Raw genomic sequence first — 25,105 nt, 5'->3', positions numbered from 1 at the left:
ACGCTTAGTCCAAGACTAAAGTCGGGTCCATTAATATATCGCCAGTGTTGATTAGGCCTAATGTCACAGCAGTAAATAGAGCGTTATCTTATGAAATAACGTTATGCGAATGCTCGCGCTACTGGGCGGGCGGCGGCGGGACGACCGGGAACCCGGCCGGCGGCGCCGTTTCCGAGGGGGCAGGGACTGGCGCGGCCGGCGCGACCGCATCCCTGTCGACAGCACGCCTCGGCACTCCCGCAGGAACGGACCGGCGAGGCTCGCCAGACACGATCCGCCGGCGAACGACCGTCGTGCCTCCTCCGCGGTCACCGAGTCCCAGGGGGTACATGGGCGCATCCCGTTCCCCGAAACTGGCCGGCGGCGAGGGCGGATCTCCGTACGGATTCCACGATTCCTGACGATAATAGGCCGCGATCGAGTAACCGTAGAAGACACGCAACAGTTGATCGACACTGGCGTCTGCATCGCATAGACGCAACCGGACCGAGACGGCGCCACCAGGCACGAAGATCGCCGGCTCGCCGGGCTCGATCCGCTGCCAGGCATAAAGGCACAGGTCGCCGGTGGCGGACCGTCCCGTGGCGAAGCCGAAGGGGCCGAACCGGTTCTGAACGTAGACCAGCGAGGTTTCCATCTCGACGCCCGGAATACGCTCTTCCATCTCTCTCTGAATTCGGTCCGGCGTCAGAGTGGGGAGGGACAGGCTATCGGAGATATCCATGCTGCCGGAGGTATTGTTCAGCAGGCTGACATAGAAGGCGTTCTGCCCCGTCGTCCGTGAGGCCGTCGAGAGGGCGATCTCCTGCGAAAGGCCGTTCTGGTACTGCTGCTGCAAGACAGCAACGACGGATGGACCGCCGGGTGGCGGAACGACGATTGCGCGCGTGGCTGGAACTTCCGTCATGAGGCTCGCAAAGCCCAGATCCGAGCGGCCCGCGCAGGCAGCGACCGTCATCAGAGCCGCGCCGGCAGCAAGAAGACCCAATGACTTGCGAAACATGGCCGCTCCCCAAGCGACTCCCCAGGCGACCGTGCCCGTCTGCGATGCGGACCGCGAAACACCGGGATTCGTCTGATGCGGAGGGATCAAGGCGGTCATGTAGGACTTTGATGAATCTGGAGCCGGTCGCCCGTGAGGACAGGTCTTCTGCGGATCAGCCCGTCCGGTCGGATGGTTAATCAGCTATGACCAGTCATGGTTAACGAACCGTAAGCATTATGGCCAGAGCGGACTATAATCCGGCCGCGGGTGACGACCGTCTTGAACCCGCGCACGGGAAGGCATACAAGCTGCACGCCTCCGGTTCTCACGGCCCGAGGTGCTCTCGGATCCTTTCTGCCCGCATTGCCTGACCCGTTCCTGCCATGGGCGGGCCGTTTTCTCTATCCCGGCCTGCGGTCGGGGCCTAGGAAAGCCGTTCTCCATGAATTCCGCCTTTTTGCGCAATGCGCTCGTCCTCGGCATGCTCTCGGCGGTCGGGCCTTTCGCCATCGACATGTATCTGCCGTCCTTTCCGGCCATCGCCCGCGAATTCCAGGTCGACGTCAGCGCCGTGCAGATGAGCCTGATGAGCTTCTTTCTGGCTGTGGCGGTCTGCCAGATCGCCTATGGGCCGCTCTCCGACCGGTTCGGCCGCAAGCCGCCACTCTATTTCGGCCTGGGGCTCTTCATCCTGGCGGGGATCGGGTGCAGCTTTGCGCCGAATGTCGAGACGCTCATCGCTTTCCGGTTCCTCCAGGGCGTCGGCTCCTGCGCCGCCATGGTGATCCCCCGGGCGATCATTCGTGACCTGCATACCGGGCATGAGGCGGCCCGGCTCATGGCGACGACCATGCTCGTCTTCAGCGTCTCGCCCATTCTGGCGCCCCTTGCCGGCAGCACTCTGACGGCGTTCTTCAGCTGGCGGGCCATCTTCTGGGCCATTGCAGCCATCGGCCTGGCGGGCCTCGCTGTCGTCCTCTTCCTCCTGCCGGAAACCCACCGGTCGAATGCCGGGGGAAAAGGCGTCGCGCAGGCCTTCGCGACCTACAGAAGCCTCCTGAAGGACCGCCGTTTTCTGGGGCTTGCCTTCATCGGCGGCTTCAGTCAGGCGAGCTTCTTCGCGTATCTGGCTGGATCATCGGTGATCTTCATCGAGCATTTCGGCCTGACTCCCTCGGCCTACAGCATGGTCTTCGCGTCGAACGCCATCGCGTTCATCGGCAGTGCGCAATTCAACAGCTTCTTCATGCGACGCTTCGGGGCGGAGCGGGTGGTGAGAACCGCCATCTCGGCCTTCGCCGCCCTGGTGATCCTGCTGTTCGCGCTCACGATTCTCGGTGTCGACAACGCCTATGTTCTGTGGGGGCTGCTCTTCGTCTCCTTCGGCTGTCTCGGCTATGTCATTCCCTCGACCGCCGTGCTGGCGCTCGAGGAACACGGTCCGGTCGCCGGAACCGCTTCGGCGCTCATGGGCACCCTGCAGCTCAGCACCGGTGCCGTCATCATCGTGCTGGTCAGCGCCTTCTATAATGGCACGCCGCTTTCGATGGTCAGCGCCATCGTGGTCTGCGGGATCGTGGCATTCACCCTGAGCTTCCGCACCATGAAGCCGAAGCAAGCCTACCCCTGACGGATCTTTCCCAGGATCCAGTCGCGGAAGGAACGCAGGAGCGGCGTCTCCGCCTTGTGCTCGGGATAGACGAGATAATAGGCGCCGCCGCTGACGAGAGCATGGGGAAACAGGATCTCGAGACGTCCTGAGGCGAGTTCGTCGGCGATCAGGAAATGCGGGATGAGTGCGGCGCCCAAGCCCGCCGCCGCGGCCTGGGCCACCATGGCGAACTGCTCGAAGCGGGGGCCGCGCAGAGGATTGCCGGCCTCGACGTCGACGCTGGCGAACCACTCCGCCCATGCGGTCGGCCGGGTGCTTTGCTGAAGCAAGGTGGCACGGGTGAGATCCTGAGGCGAAAGCAGGCCTTCCCGCTGCCGGTAGACCGGACTGCAGACGGGCACGACTTCCTCGGTCCTGAGAAGCTCGCAGACCGCGCCAGGCCAGTGCGGCTCGCCGAAATGGATGGCCGCATCGAAGGGCTCGGCGGCGAAGTCGAACGGGACGAGGCGTACGCCGAAATTGACCGTTGCGCCGGGATGGCGGGCGAAGAAGTCGGGGATGCGCGGGATGAGCCAGCGCGTGCCGAAGGTCGGCAGAGTGGCGAGGTTCAGAACGCCGCTCGTTCCGGAAAGCGCAATCGCCTGATGGGTGGCGTTGGAGAGTTCGGACAGGGTGCCGCGCACCTGGGAGGCGTACATGCGTCCCACATCGGTGAGCACGACCCGCTGCCGCGTGCGGCTGAACAGGGAGACCCCGAGGGACTCCTCCAGCTGCTGGATCTGACGCGAAACGGCGCTCTGCGTCAGGTTCAGCTCCTCGGCGGCTCTCGACACGCTGCCGTGACGGGCCGTCGCCTCGAAGGCCAGGAGGTTGCCAACATTGGGCAGAAAGCCGCGACGAAACAAACCTTCATTCCATTTCAGAATAACCTGCTGCGAAGATGTCGATTTACATTTCTCCTGTCCAGCGCGATTTTGCCGCCCAAATTCACAGCCTTGGTGAGCCTTCACGGCTGACCGCGCACGCTCTGGGAAGGATGATTGTCATGGCCGGTGCTCAGGATTACGCGAAGCTCAAGTGGGACGACCCGCTCCTCCTCGACGATCTCCTGACGGATGACGAGCGCATGATCCGCGATACGGCTCGCGCCTATGCCCAGGAGAAGCTCCTGCCGCGGGTGATCGAGGCTTATCGCGAGGAGAAGACCGATCGCTCGATCTTCAACGAAATGGGTGAATTGGGACTTCTCGGCGTGACCCTGCCCGAGGATTACGGCTGCGCGGGCGCCTCCTACGTGGCCTACGGCCTCGTCGCGCGCGAGGTCGAGCGGGTCGATTCCGGCTATCGTTCGATGATGAGCGTGCAGTCCTCCCTCGTCATGTACCCGATCTATGCGTATGGGTCCGAGGAGCAGCGCCGGAAATACCTGCCGAAGCTCGCTTCCGGCGAGTTCGTGGGCTGCTTCGGCCTCACGGAGCCGGACGCGGGGTCCGATCCGGCCGGCATGAAGACCCGCGCGGTCAAGACCGACGGCGGCTACCGGCTGACCGGTTCGAAGACGTGGATTTCCAACTCTCCCATCGCGGACGTCTTCGTCGTCTGGGCCAAGTCGGAGGCCCACGACAACCAGATCCGCGGCTTCGTCCTGGAAAAAGGCATGAAGGGCCTCTCGGCGCCGAAGATCGGCGGCAAGCTCTCCCTGCGCGCCTCGATCACCGGTGAGATCGTCATGGACGGCGTCGAGGTGGGCGAGGATGCCCTCCTTCCCAACGTGTCCGGACTCAAGGGACCCTTCGGTTGCCTCAACCGGGCCCGATACGGCATTTCCTGGGGTTCCCTGGGCGCCGCGGAGGATTGCTGGCACCGGGCGCGCCAATACACCCTCGACCGCAAGCAGTTCGACCGGCCGCTCGCCGCGACGCAGCTCGTGCAGAAGAAGCTGGCCGACATGATGACCGAGATCACCCTCGGCCTGCATGCTTCGCTTCGGGTCGGCCGTCTCTTCGACGAGGGCCGCGTCGCGCCCGAGATGATCTCCCTGGTCAAGCGCAACAATTGCGGCAAGGCTCTGGAGATCGCCCGTCAGGCCCGCGACATGCACGGCGGCAATGGTATCCAAGAGGAATATCATGTCATGCGTCATGCGCAGAACCTGGAAACCGTGAACACCTACGAGGGCACGCACGACGTGCACGCCCTGATTCTGGGCCGCGCGCAGACGGGCCTGCAGGCGTTCTTCTGAGAGGAGACTGGTAGCGCATGTCAGTTCGGATCACCTTGGCGGGATCGACCGGCTGGGTCGGTAAAGCCCTCGTGGCGGCCATTGCCGCCTCCGACGATCTCCTGCTCGTGGGAGCGGTCAGCCGCAGCGCGGCGGGCCGGGATGCCGGCGAAGCGGCAGGGCTTGCCCGCCTCGGGGTACAGGTCAGCGCCACGCTGGAAGAGGCCCTGGAGGCCCCGTCCGACGTGGTGATCGACTATACCAAGCCGGGTGCGGTCAAGGCTCATGCCCTGACGGCGCTGGCCCAGGGGCGGCATGTGGTCGTCGGCACGTCCGGACTGTCCGCCGAGGATTATGCCGAGATCGATCGCCGGGCGCTTGAAGCCGAGCGTGGCGTGCTCGCGGCCGGCAATTTCTCGATCACCGCGACCTTGTTGCGCCGCTTCGCCCTGGAGGCGGCCCGCTACGTCCCGGACGTGGAGGTCATCGACTACGCCTCCGCCAAGAAGCCCGACACGCCGTCCGGGACCGCCCGCGAGCTGGCGGAGCTCCTGAGCGAGGTGCGCCTGCCCGCCACGTCGAAGCCGATCCAGGATCTGACCGGGGTCCGCGAAACCCGCGGCGGCTCGCTCGGGGCGAAGGAGCCGGTGCAGGTGCATTCGCTGCGCGTGCCGTCCTTCGTCCTGTCCTGCGAGGCCGTGTTCGGGGCGGACAACGAGCGGCTCGTGATCCGCCACGATGCGGGCTCCTCGGCGGCTCCCTATGTGGCCGGCACCCTGCTGGCCGCCCGTCGCGTCCTGTCGTTCATCGGATTGAAGCGCGGCCTCGACGCCGTGATGGATTGACCGTCATGAAACCGCTCGAAGGCCTCAAAGTCCTCGAACTCGCGCGCATCCTCGCGGGCCCCTGGGTCGGCCAGCTGCTGGCCGATCTCGGCGCCGACGTGGTCAAGGTGGAGCGCCCGGGTGCCGGCGACGACACCCGCGGCTGGGGCCCGCCCTTCGTCGAAGGGGCGGACGGGGGCGATCTCTCGGCGGCCTACTTCCATGCCTGCAACCGCGGCAAGCGCTCCATGGCGGTCGATTTCGAGACGCCCGAGGGGCAGGAGCTCGTGCGCAGGCTGGCGGCCCATGCGGATGTGGTGATCGAGAACTTCAAGGTCGGCGGGCTGAAGAAGTATGGTCTCGACTACGAGAGCCTGAAGGCCGTCAACCCGCGCCTGGTCTATTGCTCGATCACCGGCTTCGGGCAGGACGGCCCCTATGCGGCCCGGGCCGGCTACGATTTCATGATCCAGGGCCTCGGCGGCATCATGGACCTGACGGGGGACCCTCAAGGGGAGCCGCAGAAGATCGGCGTCGCCTATGTGGACATCTTCACGGGCGTCTATTCGGTCGTGGGCATCCTGGCGGCGCTCCGCCGGCGCGACCGGACCGGCCAGGGGGGGCATCTCGACATGGCGCTCCTCGACGTGCAGACGAGCGTGCTGGCCAATCAGGCCATGAACTACCTGGCGTCCCAAAAGTCCCCGAGGCGCATGGGCAACGCCCATCCCAACATCGTGCCCTATCAGGTGTTTCCGGTCGCGGACGGCCATGTGATCGTGGCGGTGGGCAACGACGGGCAATTCGCCCGCTTCGTGTCCGTTCTCGGCAAGCCCGACCTGGCGCAGGACGAGCGCTTCCGGACCAATGCGGGCCGCGTCCGCCACCGGGCCGCGCTCGTGCCCCTGCTCACGGAGCTGACCCTGGCGTTCACCCGGGAGGATCTGCTGTCGGCCCTGGAAGGGCAGGGGGTCCCGGCCGGACCCATCAACACGGTGGCCGACGTCTTCGACGACCCGCAGGTCGTCGCCCGGGGCATGAGGATCGACCTGCCGTCCGAAGCGGCCAAGGGCGGAACCATTCCGTCCGTCCGCTCGCCCATCGTCATGGACGGGCAGCCGATGGTGGCGGGCCGGCCGTCGCCGCGTCTGGGGGAGCACACGGACGACGTCCTGCACGATCCGTCCTGGATGGCCTGAGGCCCGCCTGCGCTATTGAGCGATGCCCTTGCTGACGAGCCGGTCGATCGCCTTCACGATCCGCTCCCGGTCCTCCTCCGAGAACGGGCTGAGCTTGTGCATCTCCAGGCTGCTCAGCCCTTCGGTGGCGAGCCAGCCCAGCAGGGCGGAGTCCAGATCGTCCGAATTCGCCTTGAGCTGCTCCAGGGTGGTTCTGATCACCTGACGGACGGGATCGAGAAGGCTCGGGTTTTCGGCCGTCGCCGCCATCATGCCGGTGGCCATGTCCTGCATCTTTCCGCCGCAGCAGAAGTTCAGCAGGGTCTTCGTCACGACCCGTGCCTCGCGGTTGGGTCCGGGGGCGGCCTGTTCGCGCAAAGCATCCTTTTCGGACGCGACCTGGTCGATCATGCGCTGGATCATGGCCTGGAGAAGCGCGTCCTTGGTCGGAAAATTATACAGAAGCCCGCCCTTGCTGAGCCCGGCGCGCTCGGCCACGGATTCGAGCGTCAGCCGTCCGGCCCCGATCTCGCCGACGAGTTCTGCAGCGGCGTCGAGAATCTTTTCCCGGGAACTTTTTCGGCCTCTGGTACAGGAAAACAGCATCTACATCTCTTGTCTCGTGCGTCGTCGCACTTGCAACTAAACCGTCCAGACGGTATAGAAATTCACTCTCACGGCCTTGGCGTCAAGGTAAAGTTACGCTATTGCCGCACCCACCATAGTCGTACAGGGCTTGAGGATTGAGCCCTAACTCTCGGAAAAAGCCTATGAAACGGCGCATTGTAGTTGCTCTTGTCTTCATTCTTGCAATCGGACTTTGCGCCGGACTGGTCTGGTTCAACTTCTTCCGCGACAAGATGATCACCCAGTTCTTCGCCACGATGCAGCAGCCGCCGCAGACGATCTCGGCCGCCAAGGTCGAGGCGAAGACCTGGACTCCCAGCATCAGCGCCATCGGCACGGCCAAAGCGGCGAACGGTGTCGAACTCGCCTTCGAGACGGCCGGCATCGTCAGCCAGATCAAGTTCAAGGCGAACCAGGAGGTCCGCCAGGGCGAGGTTCTCGTCCAGCTCGACGACTCCGTCGAGCGCGCCGACATCCAGGATGTCCAGGCCAACGTCAAGACGGCCGAGAGCAGCTTCGAGCGCGCCAAGGCCCTGTCGGCGCGCGGCTACGGCACGGAGGCCAATCTCGACCAGGCCAGCGCCCTGCTCGCGGCGGCCCGCTCCCGCCTCGCGCGGCTGCAGGCGACGATCGAGCAGAAGGCCTTGAAGGCGCCGTTCTCGGGCGTGATCGGCATTCCGCGGATCGATGTCGGGCAATATCTGCAGCCCGGGACGGTCATCGCGAGCTTCCAGGACCTGTCGTCGATGAAGGTCGACTTCACGGTTCCGGAGCAGCGCGCCAGCGAGGTCAAGCTCGGCCAGGAGATCCACCTGGGTACGACCGAAGGCAATCTTCCGTTCAAGGGCCGCGTCATCGGCAAGGACCCCCGCGTCGATCCCAAGACACGGCTCGTCTCGGTCCAGGCTGTCGTCGAGGACAACAAGGACGGCGCGATCCTCCCCGGCCAGTTCCTCCACGTGGAGGTGATCCTGCCGCAGCAGCCCGATGTCCTGACCGTGCCGCAGACGGCCGTGATCGCCAGCCTTTACGGCGATTACGTCTACACGATCGACGAGGAGCAGAAGGACGGCAAGCCGGTCCTGATCGCCAAGCAGGTCTTCGTGAAGACCGGCCGCCGCCGCGGCGGCGCTCTCGAGATCGTCTCCGGGGTGAACCCGGGCCAGCAGGTGGTCGCCTCCGGGCAGAACAAGCTGCAGTCCGGGGCGGTCGTCAAAATCGACAATTCCATCGACGTGACGAAGCTCGACACGTCGAAGCTCGCGAGCGGTCAGTAGGCATCAGCCATGAGTTTCACTGAACTTTTCATCCGCCGCCCCGTCCTGTCGATGGTGGTGAGCCTCCTGATCCTGCTGCTCGGCGCGCAGGGTCTGATGAACCTGCAGGTGCGTCAGTATCCCGAGGTCGAGGAAACCACGATCACGATCACGACGACCTATACGGGCGCCAGCGCCGACCTGATCCAGGGCTTCATCAGCACGCCCATCGCCAAGTCCGTGTCGAGCGCGGAAGGCGTGGATTACGTGACGACGCAGAGCCGCCTCGGCATCAGCACGGTGTCGGTGCGCATGCGTCTGAACACGGATCCGAACGCGGCTCTCACCGAGGTCACCGCGAAGGTGCAGCAGGTCCGCGCCCAGCTTCCCTCGGAGGCCGAGGATCCGGTGATCATGAAGGGCACGGGCCAGAGCTTCGCCCTCATGTACATCACCTTCGGCAGCACGGAGATGAATCCGGAGCAGGTCTCCGAGTTCCTGACCCGCGTGGTGCAGCCGCGCTTCGCGACGCTCGAGGGCGTCGGCAACGCCGAGATCCTCGGCGGGCGCGACTTCTCCATGCGCGTCTGGCTCGATCCCGTCCGTCTGGCGGCCCGCGGCGTGACGGCCGGCGACGTGGTGCAGGCGATCAACGCCAACAACTTCCTCGCGGCGCCGGGCAAGACGCAGAGCGAGTACGTCGCCTACCGCCTCGACATGCAGACCACCCTGCAGACGCCCGAGACCTTCAGCATGCTGCCGATCCGCTCCCAGGGCGATCAGGTGGTGCGCCTGCGCGACGTGGCGGACGTGGAGCTCGGGCCCGAGAGCACGGACACCATCGTCAGCTTCAACGGCAGCCAGGGCACGTTCATCGGCATCACCCCGACCCCGTCGGCCAACCCGCTGACCGTCGCGGCCGCCGTCACGACGGCCATCGACTCGATCCGTCCGACCCTGCCGAAGGGCATGAGCGTCGAGATCGTCTACGACGCCTCGAACTTCATCTCGGCCTCGATCGAGGAGGTGTTCAAGACCATCGGCGAAGCGGCGCTCATCGTCGTGGTGGTGATCCTGCTCTTCCTGGGCTCCTTCCGGTCGGTGCTGATCCCGATCGTGACGATCCCGCTCTCGCTCATCGGCGTGTGCTTCTTCCTCTATGCGCTGGGCTATTCGATCAACCTCCTGACCCTGCTGGCCATGGTGCTGGCGATCGGTCTCGTGGTCGACGACGCCATCGTGGTGCTGGAGAACATCCACCGGCACATCGAGGAGGGCCTGAAGCCCGTCGAGGCGGCCATCGTGGGCATGAAGGAGATCTTCGTCCCGATCGTGTCCATGACGGTCACGCTTGCGGCCGTGTACGCGCCGATCGGCTTCACGCAAGGCCTGACGGGCTCGCTGTTCCGGGAGTTCGCCTTCACGCTGGCAGGCTCCGTGGTCATCTCGGGCATCATCGCGGTGACGCTCTCGCCCATGATGTCGTCGAAGCTCCTGAAGCCGCATGGCGGCCAGGGCCGGTTCGCCGCCTTCGTGGACCGCACCTTCACTCGGCTCGAGAACTGGTACGGCCGGCGCCTGAAGGGCTCGCTCGATTACCGCGGCGTGACGCTGGTCATCGTGGCCGTCCTTCTCGGCACCACGGTGTTCCTGTTCACCAAGACCTCCTCCGAGCTTGCGCCGGAAGAGGATCAGGGCGCCTATCTCGGCATCGTCAACGTGCCGAAATATGCGACCGCCGAGTACACGCAGGCCTTCTCGAAGCAGTTCACCAACGCGGGCGAGAAAATCCCCGAGATCGACGACAGCTTCCTCATCGTCGGCATCGACGGCGCCGGCGGCGGCTTCTTCGGCTTCAAGCTGAAGGAGTGGAGCGAGCGCGAGAAGAAGGGCGCGGTGACCAAGCAGGACATCCAGAACCTCCTCAACGAGAACGCGGGCGTCCAGGCCTTCGCCTTCGCGCCTCCGTCCCTGCCGGGCGGCGGCGACGGCCTGCCGATCCAGTACGTGCTGCGCACCATCGGCGACTCGTCGCAGGCCTTCGAGGTGGCCGAGCAGATCCGTCAGCGCGCCATGAAGTCCGGCAAGTTCATCGTCGTTCAGAACTCGATCTCCTACGAGACCCCGCGCGCCCGCATCACGGTGGATCGCGATCGGGCCGCCGCGCTCGGCGTGCCGGTCTCCGAGATCGGCACCACGCTCGGGGCCCTCGTGGGCGGCGCGCCGATCTCCAAGTTCGACCGCGACAGCCGGAGCTACGACGTGGTCAGCCAGGTCCGGCAGGAGGACCGCCTGAACCCGGAACGCCTGGCCGAGTACTATGTCCGGGCCTCCGACGGGTCCATGGTGCCGCTCTCTGCCCTGGTCAGCATCAAGACCGATGCCGCGCCGGCCGCCATCGAGCAGTTCAACCAGCTCAACTCGGCAACCGTCTCGGCGCTGCCGCTGCCCGGCGTGACCACGTCGGAAGGCCTGGCGACCCTGCGCTCCATCGCCAAGGAGGTCCTGCCTCAGGGCTTCTACGAGGATTATGCCGGCCAGTCGCGCCTGGAGATCCAGGAGGGCAGCTCGATCTTCATGGCCTTCGGCCTTGCGGTCATCGTGATCTATCTGGTGCTGGCGGCGCAGTTCGAGAGCTTCCGCGATCCGTTCATCATCATGATGTCGGTGCCGCTCTCCATGTTCGGCGCCATGATCTTCCTGAACCTGGGCTTGGCGACCCTGAACATCTACACCCAGGTCGGCCTGATCACCCTGGTGGGATTGATCACCAAGCACGGCATCCTGATGGTGGAGTTCGCCAACGAGCAGAAGGAGAAGCACGGCGTCAGCAAGCGCGAGGCCATCGAGGAGGCGGCCCGCGTGCGTCTTCGCCCGATCCTCATGACCACGGCCGCCATGGTGCTCGGCGTCGCGCCGCTCCTCTACGCCAGCGGGGCAGGCGCGGCGGCCCGCTTCTCCATGGGCCTCGTGATCGCGTCGGGCATGTCGATCGGCACGATCTTCACGCTGTTCGTGGTGCCGATGTTCTACACCTTCATCTCGAAGGAGACCGTGCGGGCCGGCCGAGCCGAAGAGGCGCATCCCCATCGCCAGGCTCTGGCGGCGGAATAAGGCGCGATCCCGCGAGCGGCCTCCGCTGTCGGGATTCGTCTCCAGCCCCGGGACAAAAGCTCCAGGACAAAGAAAAGGCCGGGCAATGCCCGGCCTTTTGCGTTTCAGGCGGCGGAAGGCAGAGGGATCGGCTCTGCCTTTCGTCGTCCGAGCTCAGTGGGCGATCTCGCCCTCGACTTCCATGAACGGAGAAACGGTCTTGAAGCCGGCCTGTTCGGCGGCCTTCCTGACGGCCTCCGCAACTTCGGTCGAGTGAACCTCGATGGTCTCGCCCGTCTTGGAATCGACGAACATGATCTTCATCGCGTTCACGTCCGGCTGTCCGTGGGAGATGACGTAGGAGTTCTGGGTGGCCAGACGGTGGACCAGACCGGCATCGCGCAGGAAGTCGAGCGCGCGATAGATCGTGACCGGGGCGAGGCGCTTCTTCTCGCTGCTGAGACGATCGACCAGGTCGTAGGCACCGACCGGGCCGCCGCTCTGGACCAGCTCGCGATAGACGCGCTCGCGAATCGGCGTGAGCCTGAGATTGTTCTGGCGGCACAGATCGTCTGCACGGCGAAGGAGGTTTTCCTCTTCTTCTTTCCTGAGGGCCTTGGTGCTCATGAGCCACACTCCTGTTATTACGGAACCTATATATTCATATAGGTAAAATGCGAATCTGACAATGTGCTATCATTACCGGTGGCGCTTGCAGCTGTGCATATTCCGCAAAGGAATCTGGCATTTGAACACAGACGGGGAGCGAAGCGCGGTGAATAGATACAGAGTAACGTATCTAAAAGGCCGATGTTCCCGAAGGGAGACTCACTTCGAGCAAGTCTCGCACAGGCCGCGAATCTCGACCGTGACCTTCTTGGTGCAGAAGGCGTGATCGTCGCCCCAATGGGAGAGGCGCTCGCTGATATGCGGGTCGGTGAACTCACGGACCAGGCCGCAGCTCTCGCAGATGGCGAAAGCCGCCATGTCGTGCTCCTGGTGCGGATGCTTGCAGGCCACGTAGGCGTTGAGGCTCTCCAGCCGATGGGCCAGACCCTTCTCGATCAGCTTGTCCAGGGACCGGTAGACGGTCGGAGGCGTCACCGCGCCCTTCGCCCGCATCTTGTCGAGCACCTCATAGGCCGAGAGCGGATTCTGCGCGGAGCACAGGATCCGGTGCACCCGCTTCTGGGTGTCGTTCAGGTCCTCGAGGCCATGATGCTGATGCGTGGAAGCCATCTTGAAAAATCGTCTCGTCCGCGTCTGGGCGTGATCACCCTATAGGTCATGATTGCGCGGTCGATTTCAAGGGAGCTGCACGGGGCCGGTGCGCCCGGTCCCGTGCGGAGCGGATCAGAGCATTTTTCGGTGAAGTGGATCCGGTTCACCGACAGAAAATGCGGCTCGGCAAAGAAGAGAGATGATTCCACGTGAGTGGAAGCAGCTCTAGAGATCGACCCAGGCCGCCTTGCGCTGCGAGGAGCGCACCGCCGCTTCGATGAAGCGCACGCCGCGCACCCCGTGCTCGACCGTGGGCACCTGAAGCGAGAAGGGGTTGGGCTCGCGGTTCTCGATGCGCGCCGCGATCTGCTCGGCCACGTCCGTGTAGAGCTGGGCGAAGCCTTCGAGATAGCCTTCCGGGTGCCCGCCGGGAATGCGCGAGGCCGCGCGCGAGACCTCGTCGGCCCCGTATCCGTTGCGGCGGATGGTCCGCGGCGGCTCGCCCAGGGGCGAGAAGGTGAGATAGTTCGGGTTCTCCTGATGCCATTCGAGCCCGGCCTTCTCGCCGTAGATGCGGATTCGCAGGCCGTTCTCGAGGCCCGCCGCCACCTGGCTGCACCAGAGCATGCCCTTGGCGCCGGACGCGAAGCGCAGCATCATGTGGGCATTGTCGTCGAGCCTGCGGCCCTCCACGAAGGTGTGCAGCTCCGCCGACAGGGAGGCGACCTCGTCGCCGGCGATGAACTCGGCGAGGTTGAAGGCGTGGGTGCCGATGTCCCCGACGGCGCCGGCCGGACCCGAGCGGGCCGGATCCGTGCGCCACTCCGCCTGCTTGCTGCCGGTCTCCTCCATGCGGGTCGCGAGCCAGTCCTGCGCGTATTCCACCTGCACGACCCGGATGGCTCCGAGCTCGCCCGCCTGCACCATGGCGCGGGCCTGGCGCACGAGCGGATAGCCCGTGTAGTTGTGCGTGACCGCGAAGATCAGACCGGAATCCTTCGCGAGCTTCGCCAGCTGATCGGCCTCGCGCCGCGTGGTGGTGAGCGGCTTGTCGCAGATCACATGGATGCCCGCCTTCAGGAAGGCGCGCGCGGCCGCCGCGTGGGCGTGGTTGGGCGTCACGATCGCCACCGCGTCGATGCCGTCCTTCAGCCGCCGCTCGCGGCGCGCCATCTCGTTGAAGTCGCCATAGATGCGGTCGGGCCTCAGGAGCAGGTCCTCGCCGGAGGCCTTCGCCCGCTCGGGATCGGACGAGAGCGCACCCGCCACCAGCTCCCAGCGGTCGTCGAGGCGGGCGGCGATGCGGTGCACGGCGCCGATGAACGCGCCGCGCCCGCCGCCGACCATGCCCAGGCGCAGGCGGCGATTGAGCTTCTGTTCCGGTGATCCAGCAATCGTCATGTGTCTGCCCCCTTGTCGCTTATGCGGCGTCGATGCCGAGCATCCGGCGGTTGGCCGCCTCGTCGGTCCCGCCGGCGGCGAAATCGTCGAAGGCCTTCTCGGTGACGCGGATGATGTGCGCCTTGATGAACTCGGCGCCTTCCCGCGCGCCGTCCTCCGGGTGCTTCAGGGCGCATTCCCATTCCAGCACGGCCCAGGAATCGTAGTCGTACTGCGCGAGCTTGGAGAAGATGGCGCCGAAATCGACCTGCCCGTCGCCGAGCGAGCGGAAGCGCCCGGCGCGGTTGATCCAGCTCTCGTAGCCGCCATAGACGCCGACGCGGCCCGACGGGTTGAACTCCGCGTCCTTGGCATGGAACGCCTTGATGCGCTCGTGATAGAGGTCGATGAAGGCCAGGTAGTCGAGCTGCTGCAGCAGGAAATGGCTCGGATCGTAGTTGATGCAGGCGCGCCGGTGCCCGCCGACCGCATCGACGAAGCGCTCGAAGGTAGCGCCGTCGTGGATGTCCTCGCCCGGATGAATCTCATAAGCGACGTCGCAGCCGGCGTCCTCGTACGCGTCGAGGATCGGCTTCCAGCGGCGTCCCAGCTCCTGGAAGGCGGTCTCGACGAGACCCGCGGGCCGCTGCGGCCAGGGATACATGAACGGCCAGGCGAGCGCGCCCGGGAAGGTGACACTGGCGTTCAGGCCCAGGCGCTTGGAGGCTTTCGCCGCCATCAGCATCTGGTTCACGGCCCATTCCTGCCGGGCCTTCGGGTTGCCGCGCACCTCGGGCGCCGCGAATCCGTCGAAGGCCTCGTCATAGGCCGGGTGGACCGCGACGAGCTGGCCCTGAAGGTGCGTGGACAGCTCGGTGATCTCCATGCCGTGCGAGCGCACGATGCCGGCGATCTCGTCGCAATAGGCATCCGATTCCGCCGCCTTCTGGAGGTCGATCAGGCGCGGGTCGAAGGTGGGGATCTGAACGCCCTTGTAGCCGAGGGACGCAGCCCAGCCGCAGATCGCGTCGAGCGAGTTGAACGGAGCCTCGTCACCTGCGAACTGCGCAAGGAAGAGGCCGGGGCCCTTCATGGTCTTCATGGGTGAACTCCCGATATGGCTTGAGTGAAGGCAGAAACCGGCAAGGATCGGCAAGGGCAAGGATCGGCAAGGGCAAGCCGCGCGACGGTCGAGCGGCTTGCCGTTGCCTCGCCTCTCCCGGGCGGGAGAGGCGAGAGCCACGTCGCCTGATTAGAACGGCGAGTTCGGGAAGTAGTGCTCCTTGGCGTTGTCCTTCGTGATCAGCTGGGCGTTGAGCACGTAGGTGCCGCGCATGGGAGCGTTGGTGTAGAAATGCGCCGCGGTGACGCCCATGGCGGTGGCGATCATGGACGGCGGATAGGATACGTCGGCCGGGATCATCTTGTCGCCGTCCATCACCTTCTTGACCATGTCCTTCATGCCGGCGCCGCCGAGGACGAACTTGATGTCCTCGCGCTTGGCCTGCCGGATCGCCTCCATGATGCCCAGCGCCATGTCGTCGTCCGAGGCCCAGACCGCGTCGATCTTCGGGTGCTTGGACAGGAAGTCCTGCATCACCTTGAAGGCGTCGTCGCGGTTCCAGTTGGCATATTGCTTGTCGATCACCTTCACGCCCGAACCCTCGAGAGCCTTCTCGAAGTTCGTCACGCGCTCCTCGTCGATCACGGTCGGGATGCCGCGGAAGACCACGACGTTGCCCTGCTTCAGGTTGTCGACGAAATATTTGCCGGCGACGCGGCCGAATTCCGGGTTGTTTCCGGCCACGTAGATGTCCTGGATCGACGGGTCCTTGAGGCCGCGGTCGACCACCGTGATGAGGGTGCCGCGCTTCTTGATCTCGCGGACGGGGTTCGTCAGCTCGTCCGAGTTGAAGGGCAGCACCACCAGGGCGTCGACCTTCTGCGAGGTCAGATCGTCGAGGGCGTTCGCCTGCGAGGCGCCGTCCGGCGAGGTCTTCACGATCACCTTGAGGCCGGGATAGCCCTTCTCGAGCTGCTTGGCCGTCTCCTGAGCGTGGTAGACGACGCCGCCGGTCCAGCCATGGGTGGCGGCCGGGATCGAGACGCCGATCGTCACGTTCTTCTGCTGGGCCATGGCCCCGGTGGCGACGCCGGCCATGAGGCCGGCCGCAACCGCGATCTTCAGTACCGTTGCTTTCATCTCATTCCTCCCTGAAGGGTTGACTAAGCCTTTTCTCCCTCGTCCGGTGGGCTTGGCACCGGATTCATCGCCCGCGGTGGACTGACCGTTGCACGAGCATGGCGATAATGATGATGGCACCCTGAACCGCGCCCACGAGGAACTCGGAGACGAAGTTCGACAGCACCATGATGTTGGCGACGAGCTCGAGAATCACGGCGCCCACCACCGTGCCCCAGATGCGGCCGATGCCGCCCTTCAGGGCGGTGCCGCCGATGACCACGGCCGTGATGGCCTGCAATTCCCAGAGAAGGCCCGTGGTCGGCGTGGCCGAGCCGAGGCGCGGCACGTAGACCAGCACCGCGATGCCGACGCAGATGCCCTGGATGATGTAGGTCAGCGTCCGCACCCGCCAGATCGGCACGCCCGAATAGCGGGCCACGTCCTCGTTGGACCCGAGCGCCACCACGTGGCGGCCGAAGGAGGTGCGATAGAGGATCAGCGCGCCGATGGCGGCCACCACGAGGAACGCGATGATCGGGATCGGAACGCCGAGGATGCTGTCGAAATAGACCGGCCGGTAGAGTTCGCGCAGCTCGAAATTGCGCATGGTGATGGTGCCGCCGGCCGCGAGCCAGATCACGAGCGAGCGATAGATGCCCATGGTCCCGAGGGTCACGATGAAGGGCTCGATGCGCCCGAAGGTGACGATGAGGCCGTTCGCCAGTCCGCAGGCCGCGCTCAGGGCGATGGCCGCGAGCATGCCGAGCGCCAGGGTGCCCACGTCTCCGCCACCCAGGTTGTTCAGGGTCAGGATCATGACGCCGGCCGTCAGCGCCGCCATGGAGCCGACGGAGAGATCGAGCCCCCCGCCGGCGATCACGAAGGTCGCGCCCACGGCGATGATGGCGATGAAGGCCGAGCGCGTCACCACGTTGAGCAGGTTCGACGCGGTCAGGAAATCCGGGTTGATCAGCGCGCCCGCGATGATGAGCGCCACGAGCGCGATGAAGGGGGAGAGGGCCCGCATGTCGATGGTGAACCGGCGCTTCTCGGCGCTCGAGCGTAGGACGGTTTCGGTCATGCGTGGCCTGCGGCGATTTCCGCCGCCCTTTCCTCATGGACGCCGGTGGCGAGATAAACGATGGAATCTTCCGACAGATCGGCCTGGGCGACCTCGCCCGCGACGCGCCCGTTGCGCATGACCACGACGCGGTGGCACAGACCGATCAGTTCCTGCATCTCGGACGAGATGACGACGACCGCGCGGCCTTCGGCGGCCAGGGAGGCGATGAAGCGGTAGATCTGCTCCTTGGTGCCGATGTCGACGCCACGGGTCGGCTCGTCGATGATGACGATGCGCGGCTCCGCCAGCATCATCTTGGCGAGCAGCAGCTTCTGCTGATTGCCGCCCGACAGCTGTCCGGCGAGAAGATCGCGTCGCCGGGTGCGGATGTCGAAGTCCTTGATCGCCCGGTCGAGCGCCGTCTCCTCGCCGGCCCCGTCGATGAAGGACCCATGGCTGAATTTCTCGAGGGCCGCCAGGGTCAGGTTGACCCGGAGATTCTGCTGGAGCAGCAGGCCTTTGCCCTTCCGGTCCTCGGACAGGTAGACGATGCCCGCCGCCATGGCCTCGCGGGCATCGCGGAAATGAACCTTCTGGCCGTCGAGGGTGATCGCGCCATGGCCCGGACGAAGCCCCACGAGCGCTTCGAACAGTTCGGTGCGGCCGGCGCCGATCAGGCCGCCGAACCCGAGGATCTCGCCGCGATGGAGGGTGAAGGAAGCATTCTCCACATAGCCGGGAACGACCATGTCGCGGACGCCGAGGAGGGGTTGGTCGGAGGCGGTTGCCGGCTTGTCCGGATAGAGCTTTGACATGTCGCGGCCCACCATGAGGCGGGCCATCTCGAGCGGCTCCAGGCCTTCGATGTCGCGGGTCGCGATGTGGCGCCCGTCGCGCAGCACGGTGACCCGGTCGGCAACCGCCTTCACCTCGTTCAAACGGTGCGAGATGTAGAGGACGGCGACGCCCTGGGACCGCAGCTTCCGGATGATGTCGAACAGGCTCTCGGCCTCGACCGGCGTAAGAACCGCGGTCGGCTCGTCGAAGGCGACCACCTTGTGCGGCACCAGCAGCGCCCGGGCGATCTGCACCAGCTGCCGGTCCGCGATGGAGAGGCGGCTGACCTCCCGGTCGGGATCGATGCCGGTGCCGAGCTCACGCAGGATCGCCCGCGTCCGCTCGCGCATGGCCCTGTCGTCGACGAAGCCGAAGCGCCGGATCTCGCGACCGAGGAAGAGGTTCTGCGCCACCGTCAAGTCGGGCGCGAGAAGGATTTCCTGGTGCACGAGAACGATGCCATGGCTCTCCGCATCCACGGGCCCCGAGAAGGTGATCGGCTGGCCGTTCAGATGCAGGCCTCCCTTCGTGGGCGCGATATGGCCTGACAGGATGCGCATCAGCGTCGACTTGCCGGCTCCGTTCTCGCCGATGACCGCATGGACCTCGCCGGGCTTCAGATCCAGCGAAATGCCGCTCAGGACCTCGATCGGTCCAAAGGATTTCGAGATGTTCTCTGCGCGAAGAACGGATTCCATGAACGGCTCCGGATGAGCGGCATCGCTCGCCTCCGCTCGGAAGACGGGCGTCAGGGGCATGTGCGGGCGAGGATCAGCTGGACGGCGCGTGAGCGGGCATTGATTTCCTCCTGGTCTGTCCGCCTGTCCTCTGCCGGGACATGGGGCGGGCTGGAACTGCATAGGGGGCAACGTCCCTATGTAATCGTTTACATGAAACTTTACCGAAACCTCGGCTTCTGTCAAACAGAACCATGGTAGGGGGAGGTCCATGGACGACATCGGGCAGAAGGACGAACCGGAGCAGTCAGGGTTTTCGGCCCGCGCAGCGCGGATTCAGGACGTCGCCAAGCTGGCCGATGTCTCGACCGCGACGGTCAGCCGGGCCCTCGCCACGCCGGAGCGGGTTTCCCTCGAGGCTCGGGCGCGGGTTCAAGAAGCCATCGCCAAGACCGGCTACGTGCCCAACCCGGCCGCGCGCACCCTCCGGTCGCAGAAGACCTACATGGTGCTGGTCGTTCTGCCGGACCTGGCCAACACGTTCTTCTCCAAGATCCTGCGCGGCATCGAGGAAACGCTTTTCGAAGCCGGATATGGAATGATCATCAGCGATCTCGACGGCTCGCCCGAGAAGGAGGCGCATTTCGCAGCCTTTACGGCGGCGGGACGAGTCGACGGCGCCATTCTTCTCAACGGCCATCTGTTCGGGCAGAGCCGCGACGGGGAGGGAAGTCCAGCCCGCCTGTCGATCCCGCTCGTGGCGCTCTGCGAGGCGATCCCGAGCGCCGATATTCCGCAGATCGAGATCGACAATCGCGCGGCCGCCTCCCGCATGACGCAGCACCTGGCCGCTTTGGGCCACAAGCGCATCGCCTATGTGAGCGGTCCGGCGGGCAACATCCTCGAGCGTGAGCGGTTCCAGGGATTCAAGGACGGGTTGGAACGGGCCGACCTGCCATACGATCCGGCCCTCGTCATCCCGGGGGACTACACCATCGAGGCGGGCGTGAGGGCAGGGCAGATCCTGGTGGCGCAAACCACCCGACCGACGGCCGTGTTCTGCACCAGCGACCAAATGGCCATCGGGTTGATGCGCACCGTCTTCTCCGCCGGGCTGAAAGTCCCCGACGACATCTCGGTGGCCGGCTTCGACGATATCGAGTTTGCCGCCGTGGCCGAGCCGTCCCTCACCACGATCCATCAGCCGCGCAGGGAACTGGGACAGGCGGCGGCCTCGGCCCTGATCGATCTGCTGCAGGGGCGGCCATCGCCCAAGCGAATCCGCCTGGAGACCGACTTGGTGATCCGCGACAGCGTGGTGCCGCTTCGATGACGATCAGAAGATCGAGAAGGCGCCCACGAACAGGACGAGCACCAGGCCGATGAAGCCGACGAAGGCATAAAGGGCCTTGCGGGAATCCCGATGGGCGTAGCTGTCCTTCTCGGCGCCGTCCTTCCAGCGGGCGGAGGATTCCTGGTGACGGGCCCGGTCGACCTGCTCCGGCGTGGGCGGCGTGCCGCCGGCCTCGTCATCGGTGCCGAGCGAGGAGAGGCCCGGATCGAACACCGCGTTCTTGTCGCCCGTACGGCCGCTGTTGATGTCGCCCTTCAGCTGCGCCGTGGTCGAGCCTTTGGTCAGAGGCGGCGCATCCATCGGCTTGACCGTGCGCGTCGGAGGAGTGTCGGCGTTGTGTGGAACATCTGAACGGGTGGACATTGATCTCTCCGGGGGCTCCGCTGAGGGAAAACCGCCGGGGTCACCCGATGTTCCGGCTTCGGGGTGAGAGGGTCCTCGGGCGTCAGGCAAGAAAAAAGGCCGTTGTTGCCAACGGCCCGAAGTTTAGGGAGGAAACGCCCAAGAAGGGCAGCAACGCTGCGACGCCAATCGCCGTGTTGCATTGCAATAATTAAGCGCCGCGCCGCCCTGTTTCAAGACCAAAAGGTCAGCATTCATGCCCAATTTTTCGCCGCCGTGAACGGACGGGATTCCAAGCCGATTGGCGGTGAAAAACAGGGCGCGAGCCCATAATTCAGGCAGGCAAGGATCTTCAAGAGGCCAGAGATGCCCCAGCTGAACGCCATTCTCGAGACAGCGCTTTACGTGGACGACCTGCCGCGGGCCCGGGCCTTCTACGAGGCTGACCTCGGCCTGAGGCTGCTGTTCGGCAACCGCCGCATGTGCGCCTTCGACGTGGGCGGCAGGAGCGTGTTGCTCCTGTTCCTGCGCGGCGGCTCGAACGAGCCGATGCACACCCCGGGCGGGACGATCCCGGCCCATGATGGCGCGGGACCGCTCCATGTCGGCTTTGCGGTTTCCGGCGATGAGCTGGGCGCCTGGGAGGCGCGGCTGCAGGAGCGCGGGATCCCGGTCGAGAGCCGGACAACCTGGTCCCGTGGTGGCACCAGCGTGTATTTCCGCGACCCCGACGGCCACCTGCTCGAACTGGCGACGCCGGGCCTCTGGGAAACCTACTAGCGCATCATGCGGCCCTCCGGGTCGCCGCCGCGGCCCTTCGGGTCACTGGCGTGGCCCGCTGGGTCCGCCCCGAACGATGCGCCGGCCAAGAGTGGAGCATCGGAATGGATCCCAAACCTGGGTCCACGTTTCACGTCCGGTGCTCTAGGCGGCGTCAGGTCACGACGCTTGGCTCGCTACGGCCCGTGCGGCTCGCGATCTCGGCGATCTCGTTGGCCGCCTGGACGACGGGCGCCAGAACCTCGGCGGTCGCCAGGTCGTGCCGCTCCGCATTCGGTTCGAAGCGCTCGAGATAGACCCTGAGCGTGGCGCCCGACGTGCCCGTTCCCGACAGGCGGAACACGGCGCGCGCATCCTCGGCGAACAGGATCCGGATCCCCTGCTTCGGCGTCACCGATCGATCGACCGGGTCCGTGTAGGCGAAGTCGTCCGCCGATTGGACCGTGAGTCCGCCGAAGCGCTGCCCGGGCAGGGTGGAAAGCTTCGCCCGGAGGGCATCCATCAGTGCATTGGCCGGCGCGGTCTCGAGCTCCTCGTAATCGTGGCGCGTATAGTAATCGCGCCCGAATGTGGCCCAATGCTCGCGCACGATCTGATCGGCCGGCTTCTTGGTGACGGCCAGGATGTTGAGCCAGAGCAGCACGGCCCAGAGGCCGTCCTTCTCGCGGATGTGGTTCGAGCCCGTGCCGGCGCTCTCCTCGCCGCAGAGGGTGATGAGGCCCGCATCCAGAAGATTGGCGAAGAACTTCCAGCCCGTGGGCGTCTCGAAGCAGTTGATGCCGAGCTTTGCGGCCACCCGGTCGGCGGCCCGGCTCGTCGGCATGGAGCGCGCCACCCCGGCAAGGCCCTTCGCATAGCCGGGGGCGAGATGAGCATGGTTTGTCAGGATGGCGAGGCTGTCGCTCGGCGTGACGAACAGCTTCGGCGCCACGATCATGTTGCGGTCGCCGTCGCCGTCGGAGGCGGCGCCGAAATCGGGCGCGTCGGGCCCGTCCATCAACTCCATGAGGTCATGGGCATGGACGGGGTTCGGATCGGGATGGTGGCCGCCGAAATCGGGCTTGGGCTCGCCGTTGACGACCGTTCCCGCCGGCGCTCCGAGGCGGTCCTCGAGGATGGCCTTCGCATAGGGGCCCGTGATGGCGCTCAACGCGTCGAAGCGCATGCGGAAGCCCGACCGGAACAGCTCGGCGATCCGCTCGAAGTCGATGAGCTGCTCCATCAGCTCCGCATAATCGGCCACGGGATCGATCACCTCGACGGTCATGTCGCCGACCATGGTCGACCCGATGCGGCCGAGGTCGATGTCGGCCCCCTCGACGATGGCGTATTCCGTGATCGCGCTGGCGCGCTTGAACACGGCTTCCGTGAAGGATTCCGGCGCCGGCCCGCCGTGGGACATGTTGAACTTGATCCCGAAATCACCGTCGGGTCCGCCCGGATTGTGGCTGGCCGAGAGCACGAGGCCGCCGATGGCCTTGTGCTTGCGGATCACGCAGGAGGCGGCCGGCGTGGACAGGAGGCCTTTCTGGCCGACCAGAACCCGCCCGAAGCCGTTCGCCGCTGCCATGCGGATCGCGGTCGCGACCACGGTTTCGTTGAAGAATCGCCCGTCGCCCCCGATCACGAGGGTCGAACCGTCCTTGTTCTCGACGGTGTCGAAGATCGCCTGAATGAAGTTCTCCACGTACCGGGGCTGCTGGAAGACGGTGACCTTCTTGCGCAGGCCGGACGTGCCCGGGCGCTGATCGGAATAGGGAGTCGTCGGGGTACGGGTGGTCGCCATCGGTGCAGATCACTTCCTTGAGCGGCCCTCGAAGGGCCAGGTCTCGAATGCTTCGCCGATCCCGGCACGGGATCTGAGGACCATTTTAGGGTCGCTCAAGGCATATGCCACTGCCAAGATGAAGGCCTCATGAAAGTGTGGGATTCCACCACGGTCTCTGACAGGCCGTGTCAACAGGAGCATGCCAGAGACCGGAGGATGCGACGATCAGGACTTGTTGCCCGAGGGCTTCTTCGGCGCATTGCCGGGCTGGGCAGGATCCGTGCCCTCGGGGGCATCGCAGACCGGCTTCACCTCGTCCGGATTGGACACGGCCTTGGTGACGGGCTCCCGTGCCGGCTCCTTCTGCGGCGGAGGGCCGGCGACGGCCGAGCCACCCATATAGGATGGCGGGTCACTGGCCGGGAACGAGTATTCCGAGCCGGCATCGACCAGATCGTCTTCTTCCTTCTTCACGCCCATGCGTCGTCTCCTGTCATGGATGGCTTTTCGTCGCTCATGGGGAGAATGCAGGGAATGCCGCCATGTTCAGCCGGAGCGGCAAAAAACCGAGCGCGACCGGGCGCCCGGCGGGGTGATCCTCAACCTAAGTCGGCATTGGTCGCGGCCTTCGGGTCCGCTATCTGCTGCGAGAGGCCTGAACCCTGTAACGGGACCCACATCCGGGAGAACGCCATGAATCCGACCCGACGCAGCATCCTCAGGACCATGGCCGCCGCACCGGCCGTCGCGGCCGTGGCGCCCTGGTCCGCCTCCGCCCAATCGGCCTATCCCACCCGGCCGGTCCGGGTCATCGTTCCCTATGCGGCCGGCGGCGGAACGGACTTTTTCGCCCGTCTCGCCTTCGGGGCCATGGGCGAGCAGCTCGGCCAGCAATTCGTCATCGAGAACAAGCCCGGGGCCGGCACCAATATCGGGGCCGAATCGGCGGCGCGGGCCGAGCCCGACGGCTACACGCTGCTCCTGGGCGATACGGCGACCTTCGCGACCAACCGCACCCTGTATCGGAAGCTGTCCTTCGATCCCACCAAGGATTTCACGCCCATCTCGCTGACCGGCCGCTTCGCCCTCGTGCTCCTCGTCAACACGAACAAGCTGCCGGTGAAATCGGTCCGCGAGCTCGTGGCCGAGGCGAAGAAGAACCCCGGCCGCATCAACTATGCGACACCGGGCCTGGGCAGCCCCTTCCACCTCGCCACGGAGCTGCTCTCGCAGGCCGCCGGGATCAAGCTCACCCATGTGCCTTACCGTGGCGCCGCCCCGGCCGTGCAGGACCTCGTGGCCGGGCAGGTGGACATGATGTTCATCGACTTCGCCACGGCGCGCTCGCAGCTCTCCGGCCCGATCCAGGCCATCGCGGTCGCCTCCCCGAAGGAGTTCGCCGGCCTTCCCGGCGTGCCGCCGGTGGCGGCCGATCACCCGGAATTCGAGGCTTGGGCCTGGCAGGGCTTCGTCGCCCCGGCCAATACCCCGGCCGAGATCGTCGCCAAGCTCAACGACGCCTATCGCGGTGCCGTGGCCAAGGCGGAGATCCGGGACAAGCTGATCGGCGCCGGCATCGACGTGCTCCAGAGCTCTCCGGCCGAGATGGCCGCCTACATGCGGGATGAAAGTGCGAAGTGGGAGAAGGTCATCCGGACCGCCAACATCACGCTCGAGTAGGGCCGCCGCGGGGAAGCGGATC

The 25,105-nt window shown here is 65.6% G+C and carries 22 protein-coding genes; 9 read left to right on the top strand and 13 right to left on the bottom strand.

Annotated features, from left to right (window positions below; genetic code table 11):
• Positions 1–118: 118 nt before the first annotated feature.
• Positions 119–1,003 carry a cellulose biosynthesis protein BcsN gene (bcsN, locus tag OCW50_RS13765; RefSeq protein WP_262297938.1) on the bottom strand — a complete coding sequence of 295 codons (885 nt, stop codon included), beginning with the start codon at positions 1,001–1,003 and terminating at the stop codon, positions 119–121.
• Positions 1,004–1,427: 424 nt separating this feature from the next.
• Here bcsN and OCW50_RS13760 point away from each other — a divergent pair, with 424 nt between their 5' ends.
• The gene (locus OCW50_RS13760) at positions 1,428–2,615 is read left to right on the top strand and encodes a multidrug effflux MFS transporter (RefSeq protein WP_262269854.1); all 1,188 of its coding nucleotides are present in this window, start codon (positions 1,428–1,430) and stop codon (positions 2,613–2,615) included.
• Here the strand turns inward: OCW50_RS13760 and OCW50_RS13755 are convergent.
• Positions 2,606–3,502, bottom strand: coding sequence for a LysR family transcriptional regulator (locus tag OCW50_RS13755; protein WP_262269855.1), 897 nt, complete (start codon positions 3,500–3,502; stop codon positions 2,606–2,608). The two genes, OCW50_RS13760 and OCW50_RS13755, sit on opposite strands and share 10 nt — an antisense overlap.
• A gap of 140 nt (positions 3,503–3,642) precedes the next feature.
• Here OCW50_RS13755 and OCW50_RS13750 point away from each other — a divergent pair, with 140 nt between their 5' ends.
• From OCW50_RS13750 to OCW50_RS13740, 3 genes are read left to right on the top strand one after another with little or no spacing between them, the layout of a single operon-like run.
• Complete coding sequence (locus OCW50_RS13750; RefSeq protein ID WP_262269856.1) at positions 3,643–4,839, top strand: acyl-CoA dehydrogenase; 1,197 nt, start codon at positions 3,643–3,645, stop codon at positions 4,837–4,839.
• A gap of 17 nt (positions 4,840–4,856) precedes the next feature.
• Complete coding sequence (dapB, locus tag OCW50_RS13745; RefSeq protein WP_262272359.1) at positions 4,857–5,663, top strand: 4-hydroxy-tetrahydrodipicolinate reductase; 807 nt, start codon at positions 4,857–4,859, stop codon at positions 5,661–5,663.
• 5 nt (positions 5,664–5,668) lie between these two features.
• On the top strand, positions 5,669–6,841 hold the full coding sequence (locus OCW50_RS13740) for a CaiB/BaiF CoA transferase family protein (protein WP_262297937.1): 1,173 nt from the start codon (positions 5,669–5,671) through the stop codon (positions 6,839–6,841).
• A gap of 12 nt (positions 6,842–6,853) precedes the next feature.
• On the opposite strand, the gene OCW50_RS13735 is transcribed toward OCW50_RS13740, so the two are convergent.
• A complete protein-coding gene (locus OCW50_RS13735) occupies positions 6,854–7,426 on the bottom strand; it encodes a TetR/AcrR family transcriptional regulator (RefSeq protein WP_262272361.1) in 573 nt (190 codons plus the stop codon).
• Between the two features lie 164 nt (positions 7,427–7,590).
• Here OCW50_RS13735 and OCW50_RS13730 point away from each other — a divergent pair, with 164 nt between their 5' ends.
• Both OCW50_RS13730 and OCW50_RS13725 read left to right on the top strand, forming a co-directional pair.
• Positions 7,591–8,724 (top strand): efflux RND transporter periplasmic adaptor subunit, encoded by a 1,134-nt coding sequence (locus OCW50_RS13730; RefSeq protein WP_262297936.1) that lies wholly within the window; start codon positions 7,591–7,593, stop codon positions 8,722–8,724.
• Positions 8,725–8,733: 9 nt separating this feature from the next.
• On the top strand, positions 8,734–11,817 hold the full coding sequence (locus tag OCW50_RS13725) for an efflux RND transporter permease subunit (RefSeq protein WP_262297935.1): 3,084 nt from the start codon (positions 8,734–8,736) through the stop codon (positions 11,815–11,817).
• Between the two features lie 153 nt (positions 11,818–11,970).
• Here OCW50_RS13725 and OCW50_RS13720 read toward each other — a convergent pair whose 3' ends face one another.
• The 7 genes from OCW50_RS13720 to OCW50_RS13690 all read right to left on the bottom strand — a co-directional run bounded on the left by OCW50_RS13720 (position 11,971) and on the right by OCW50_RS13690 (position 19,180).
• Positions 11,971–12,423: a Fur family transcriptional regulator gene (locus tag OCW50_RS13720; protein ID WP_262272364.1), complete on the bottom strand. Its 453-nt coding sequence runs from the start codon at positions 12,421–12,423 to the stop codon at positions 11,971–11,973.
• Between the two features lie 201 nt (positions 12,424–12,624).
• Positions 12,625–13,035, bottom strand: coding sequence for a Fur family transcriptional regulator (locus tag OCW50_RS13715; RefSeq protein WP_262297934.1), 411 nt, complete (start codon positions 13,033–13,035; stop codon positions 12,625–12,627).
• Positions 13,036–13,242: 207 nt separating this feature from the next.
• Positions 13,243–14,418, bottom strand: a complete 1,176-nt coding sequence (locus OCW50_RS13710) for a Gfo/Idh/MocA family protein (RefSeq protein ID WP_262297933.1) — start codon at positions 14,416–14,418, stop codon at positions 13,243–13,245.
• Positions 14,419–14,437: 19 nt separating this feature from the next.
• The gene (locus OCW50_RS13705; protein ID WP_262297932.1) at positions 14,438–15,499 is read right to left on the bottom strand and encodes a sugar phosphate isomerase/epimerase family protein; all 1,062 of its coding nucleotides are present in this window, start codon (positions 15,497–15,499) and stop codon (positions 14,438–14,440) included.
• A 150-nt stretch (positions 15,500–15,649) separates the two neighbouring features.
• Complete coding sequence (locus OCW50_RS13700; RefSeq protein ID WP_262297931.1) at positions 15,650–16,600, bottom strand: substrate-binding domain-containing protein; 951 nt, start codon at positions 16,598–16,600, stop codon at positions 15,650–15,652.
• Between the two features lie 64 nt (positions 16,601–16,664).
• Positions 16,665–17,663 carry an ABC transporter permease gene (locus OCW50_RS13695; RefSeq protein ID WP_262272369.1) on the bottom strand — a complete coding sequence of 333 codons (999 nt, stop codon included), beginning with the start codon at positions 17,661–17,663 and terminating at the stop codon, positions 16,665–16,667.
• A complete protein-coding gene (locus OCW50_RS13690) occupies positions 17,660–19,180 on the bottom strand; it encodes a sugar ABC transporter ATP-binding protein (protein WP_262297930.1) in 1,521 nt (506 codons plus the stop codon). The genes OCW50_RS13695 and OCW50_RS13690 overlap by 4 nt, the downstream gene beginning before the upstream one ends.
• Positions 19,181–19,430: 250 nt before the next feature.
• Between OCW50_RS13690 and OCW50_RS13685 the strand changes: the two genes are divergently transcribed.
• Positions 19,431–20,492, top strand: a complete 1,062-nt coding sequence (locus tag OCW50_RS13685; RefSeq protein ID WP_262297929.1) for a LacI family DNA-binding transcriptional regulator — start codon at positions 19,431–19,433, stop codon at positions 20,490–20,492.
• 3 nt (positions 20,493–20,495) lie between these two features.
• Here the strand turns inward: OCW50_RS13685 and OCW50_RS13680 are convergent, their stop codons facing one another.
• Positions 20,496–20,876 carry a hypothetical protein gene (locus OCW50_RS13680; protein WP_262297928.1) on the bottom strand — a complete coding sequence of 127 codons (381 nt, stop codon included), beginning with the start codon at positions 20,874–20,876 and terminating at the stop codon, positions 20,496–20,498.
• A 345-nt stretch (positions 20,877–21,221) separates the two neighbouring features.
• Here OCW50_RS13680 and OCW50_RS13675 point away from each other — a divergent pair, with 345 nt between their 5' ends.
• On the top strand, positions 21,222–21,635 hold the full coding sequence (locus OCW50_RS13675) for a VOC family protein (protein WP_262297927.1): 414 nt from the start codon (positions 21,222–21,224) through the stop codon (positions 21,633–21,635).
• A gap of 154 nt (positions 21,636–21,789) precedes the next feature.
• Here the strand turns inward: OCW50_RS13675 and OCW50_RS13670 are convergent, their stop codons facing one another.
• Both OCW50_RS13670 and OCW50_RS13665 read right to left on the bottom strand, forming a co-directional pair.
• Entirely contained in the window at positions 21,790–23,421 is a 1,632-nt protein-coding gene (locus OCW50_RS13670; RefSeq protein WP_262297926.1) for an alpha-D-glucose phosphate-specific phosphoglucomutase, read from the bottom strand.
• Positions 23,422–23,628: 207 nt separating this feature from the next.
• Entirely contained in the window at positions 23,629–23,883 is a 255-nt protein-coding gene (locus tag OCW50_RS13665; protein WP_262297925.1) for a hypothetical protein, read from the bottom strand.
• Positions 23,884–24,096: 213 nt separating this feature from the next.
• Between OCW50_RS13665 and OCW50_RS13660 the strand changes: the two genes are divergently transcribed.
• Positions 24,097–25,083: a Bug family tripartite tricarboxylate transporter substrate binding protein gene (locus OCW50_RS13660; protein WP_262297924.1), complete on the top strand. Its 987-nt coding sequence runs from the start codon at positions 24,097–24,099 to the stop codon at positions 25,081–25,083.
• The last annotated feature ends 22 nt before the right edge of the window (positions 25,084–25,105 follow it).

This window comes from Microvirga sesbaniae, from assembly GCF_025460805.1.
Classification (GTDB): Bacteria; Pseudomonadota; Alphaproteobacteria; order Rhizobiales; family Beijerinckiaceae; genus Microvirga; species Microvirga sesbaniae.
The sequence above is the reverse complement of the archived record's forward strand: the minus strand, read 5'-3'. Positions and strand labels throughout refer to the sequence as shown.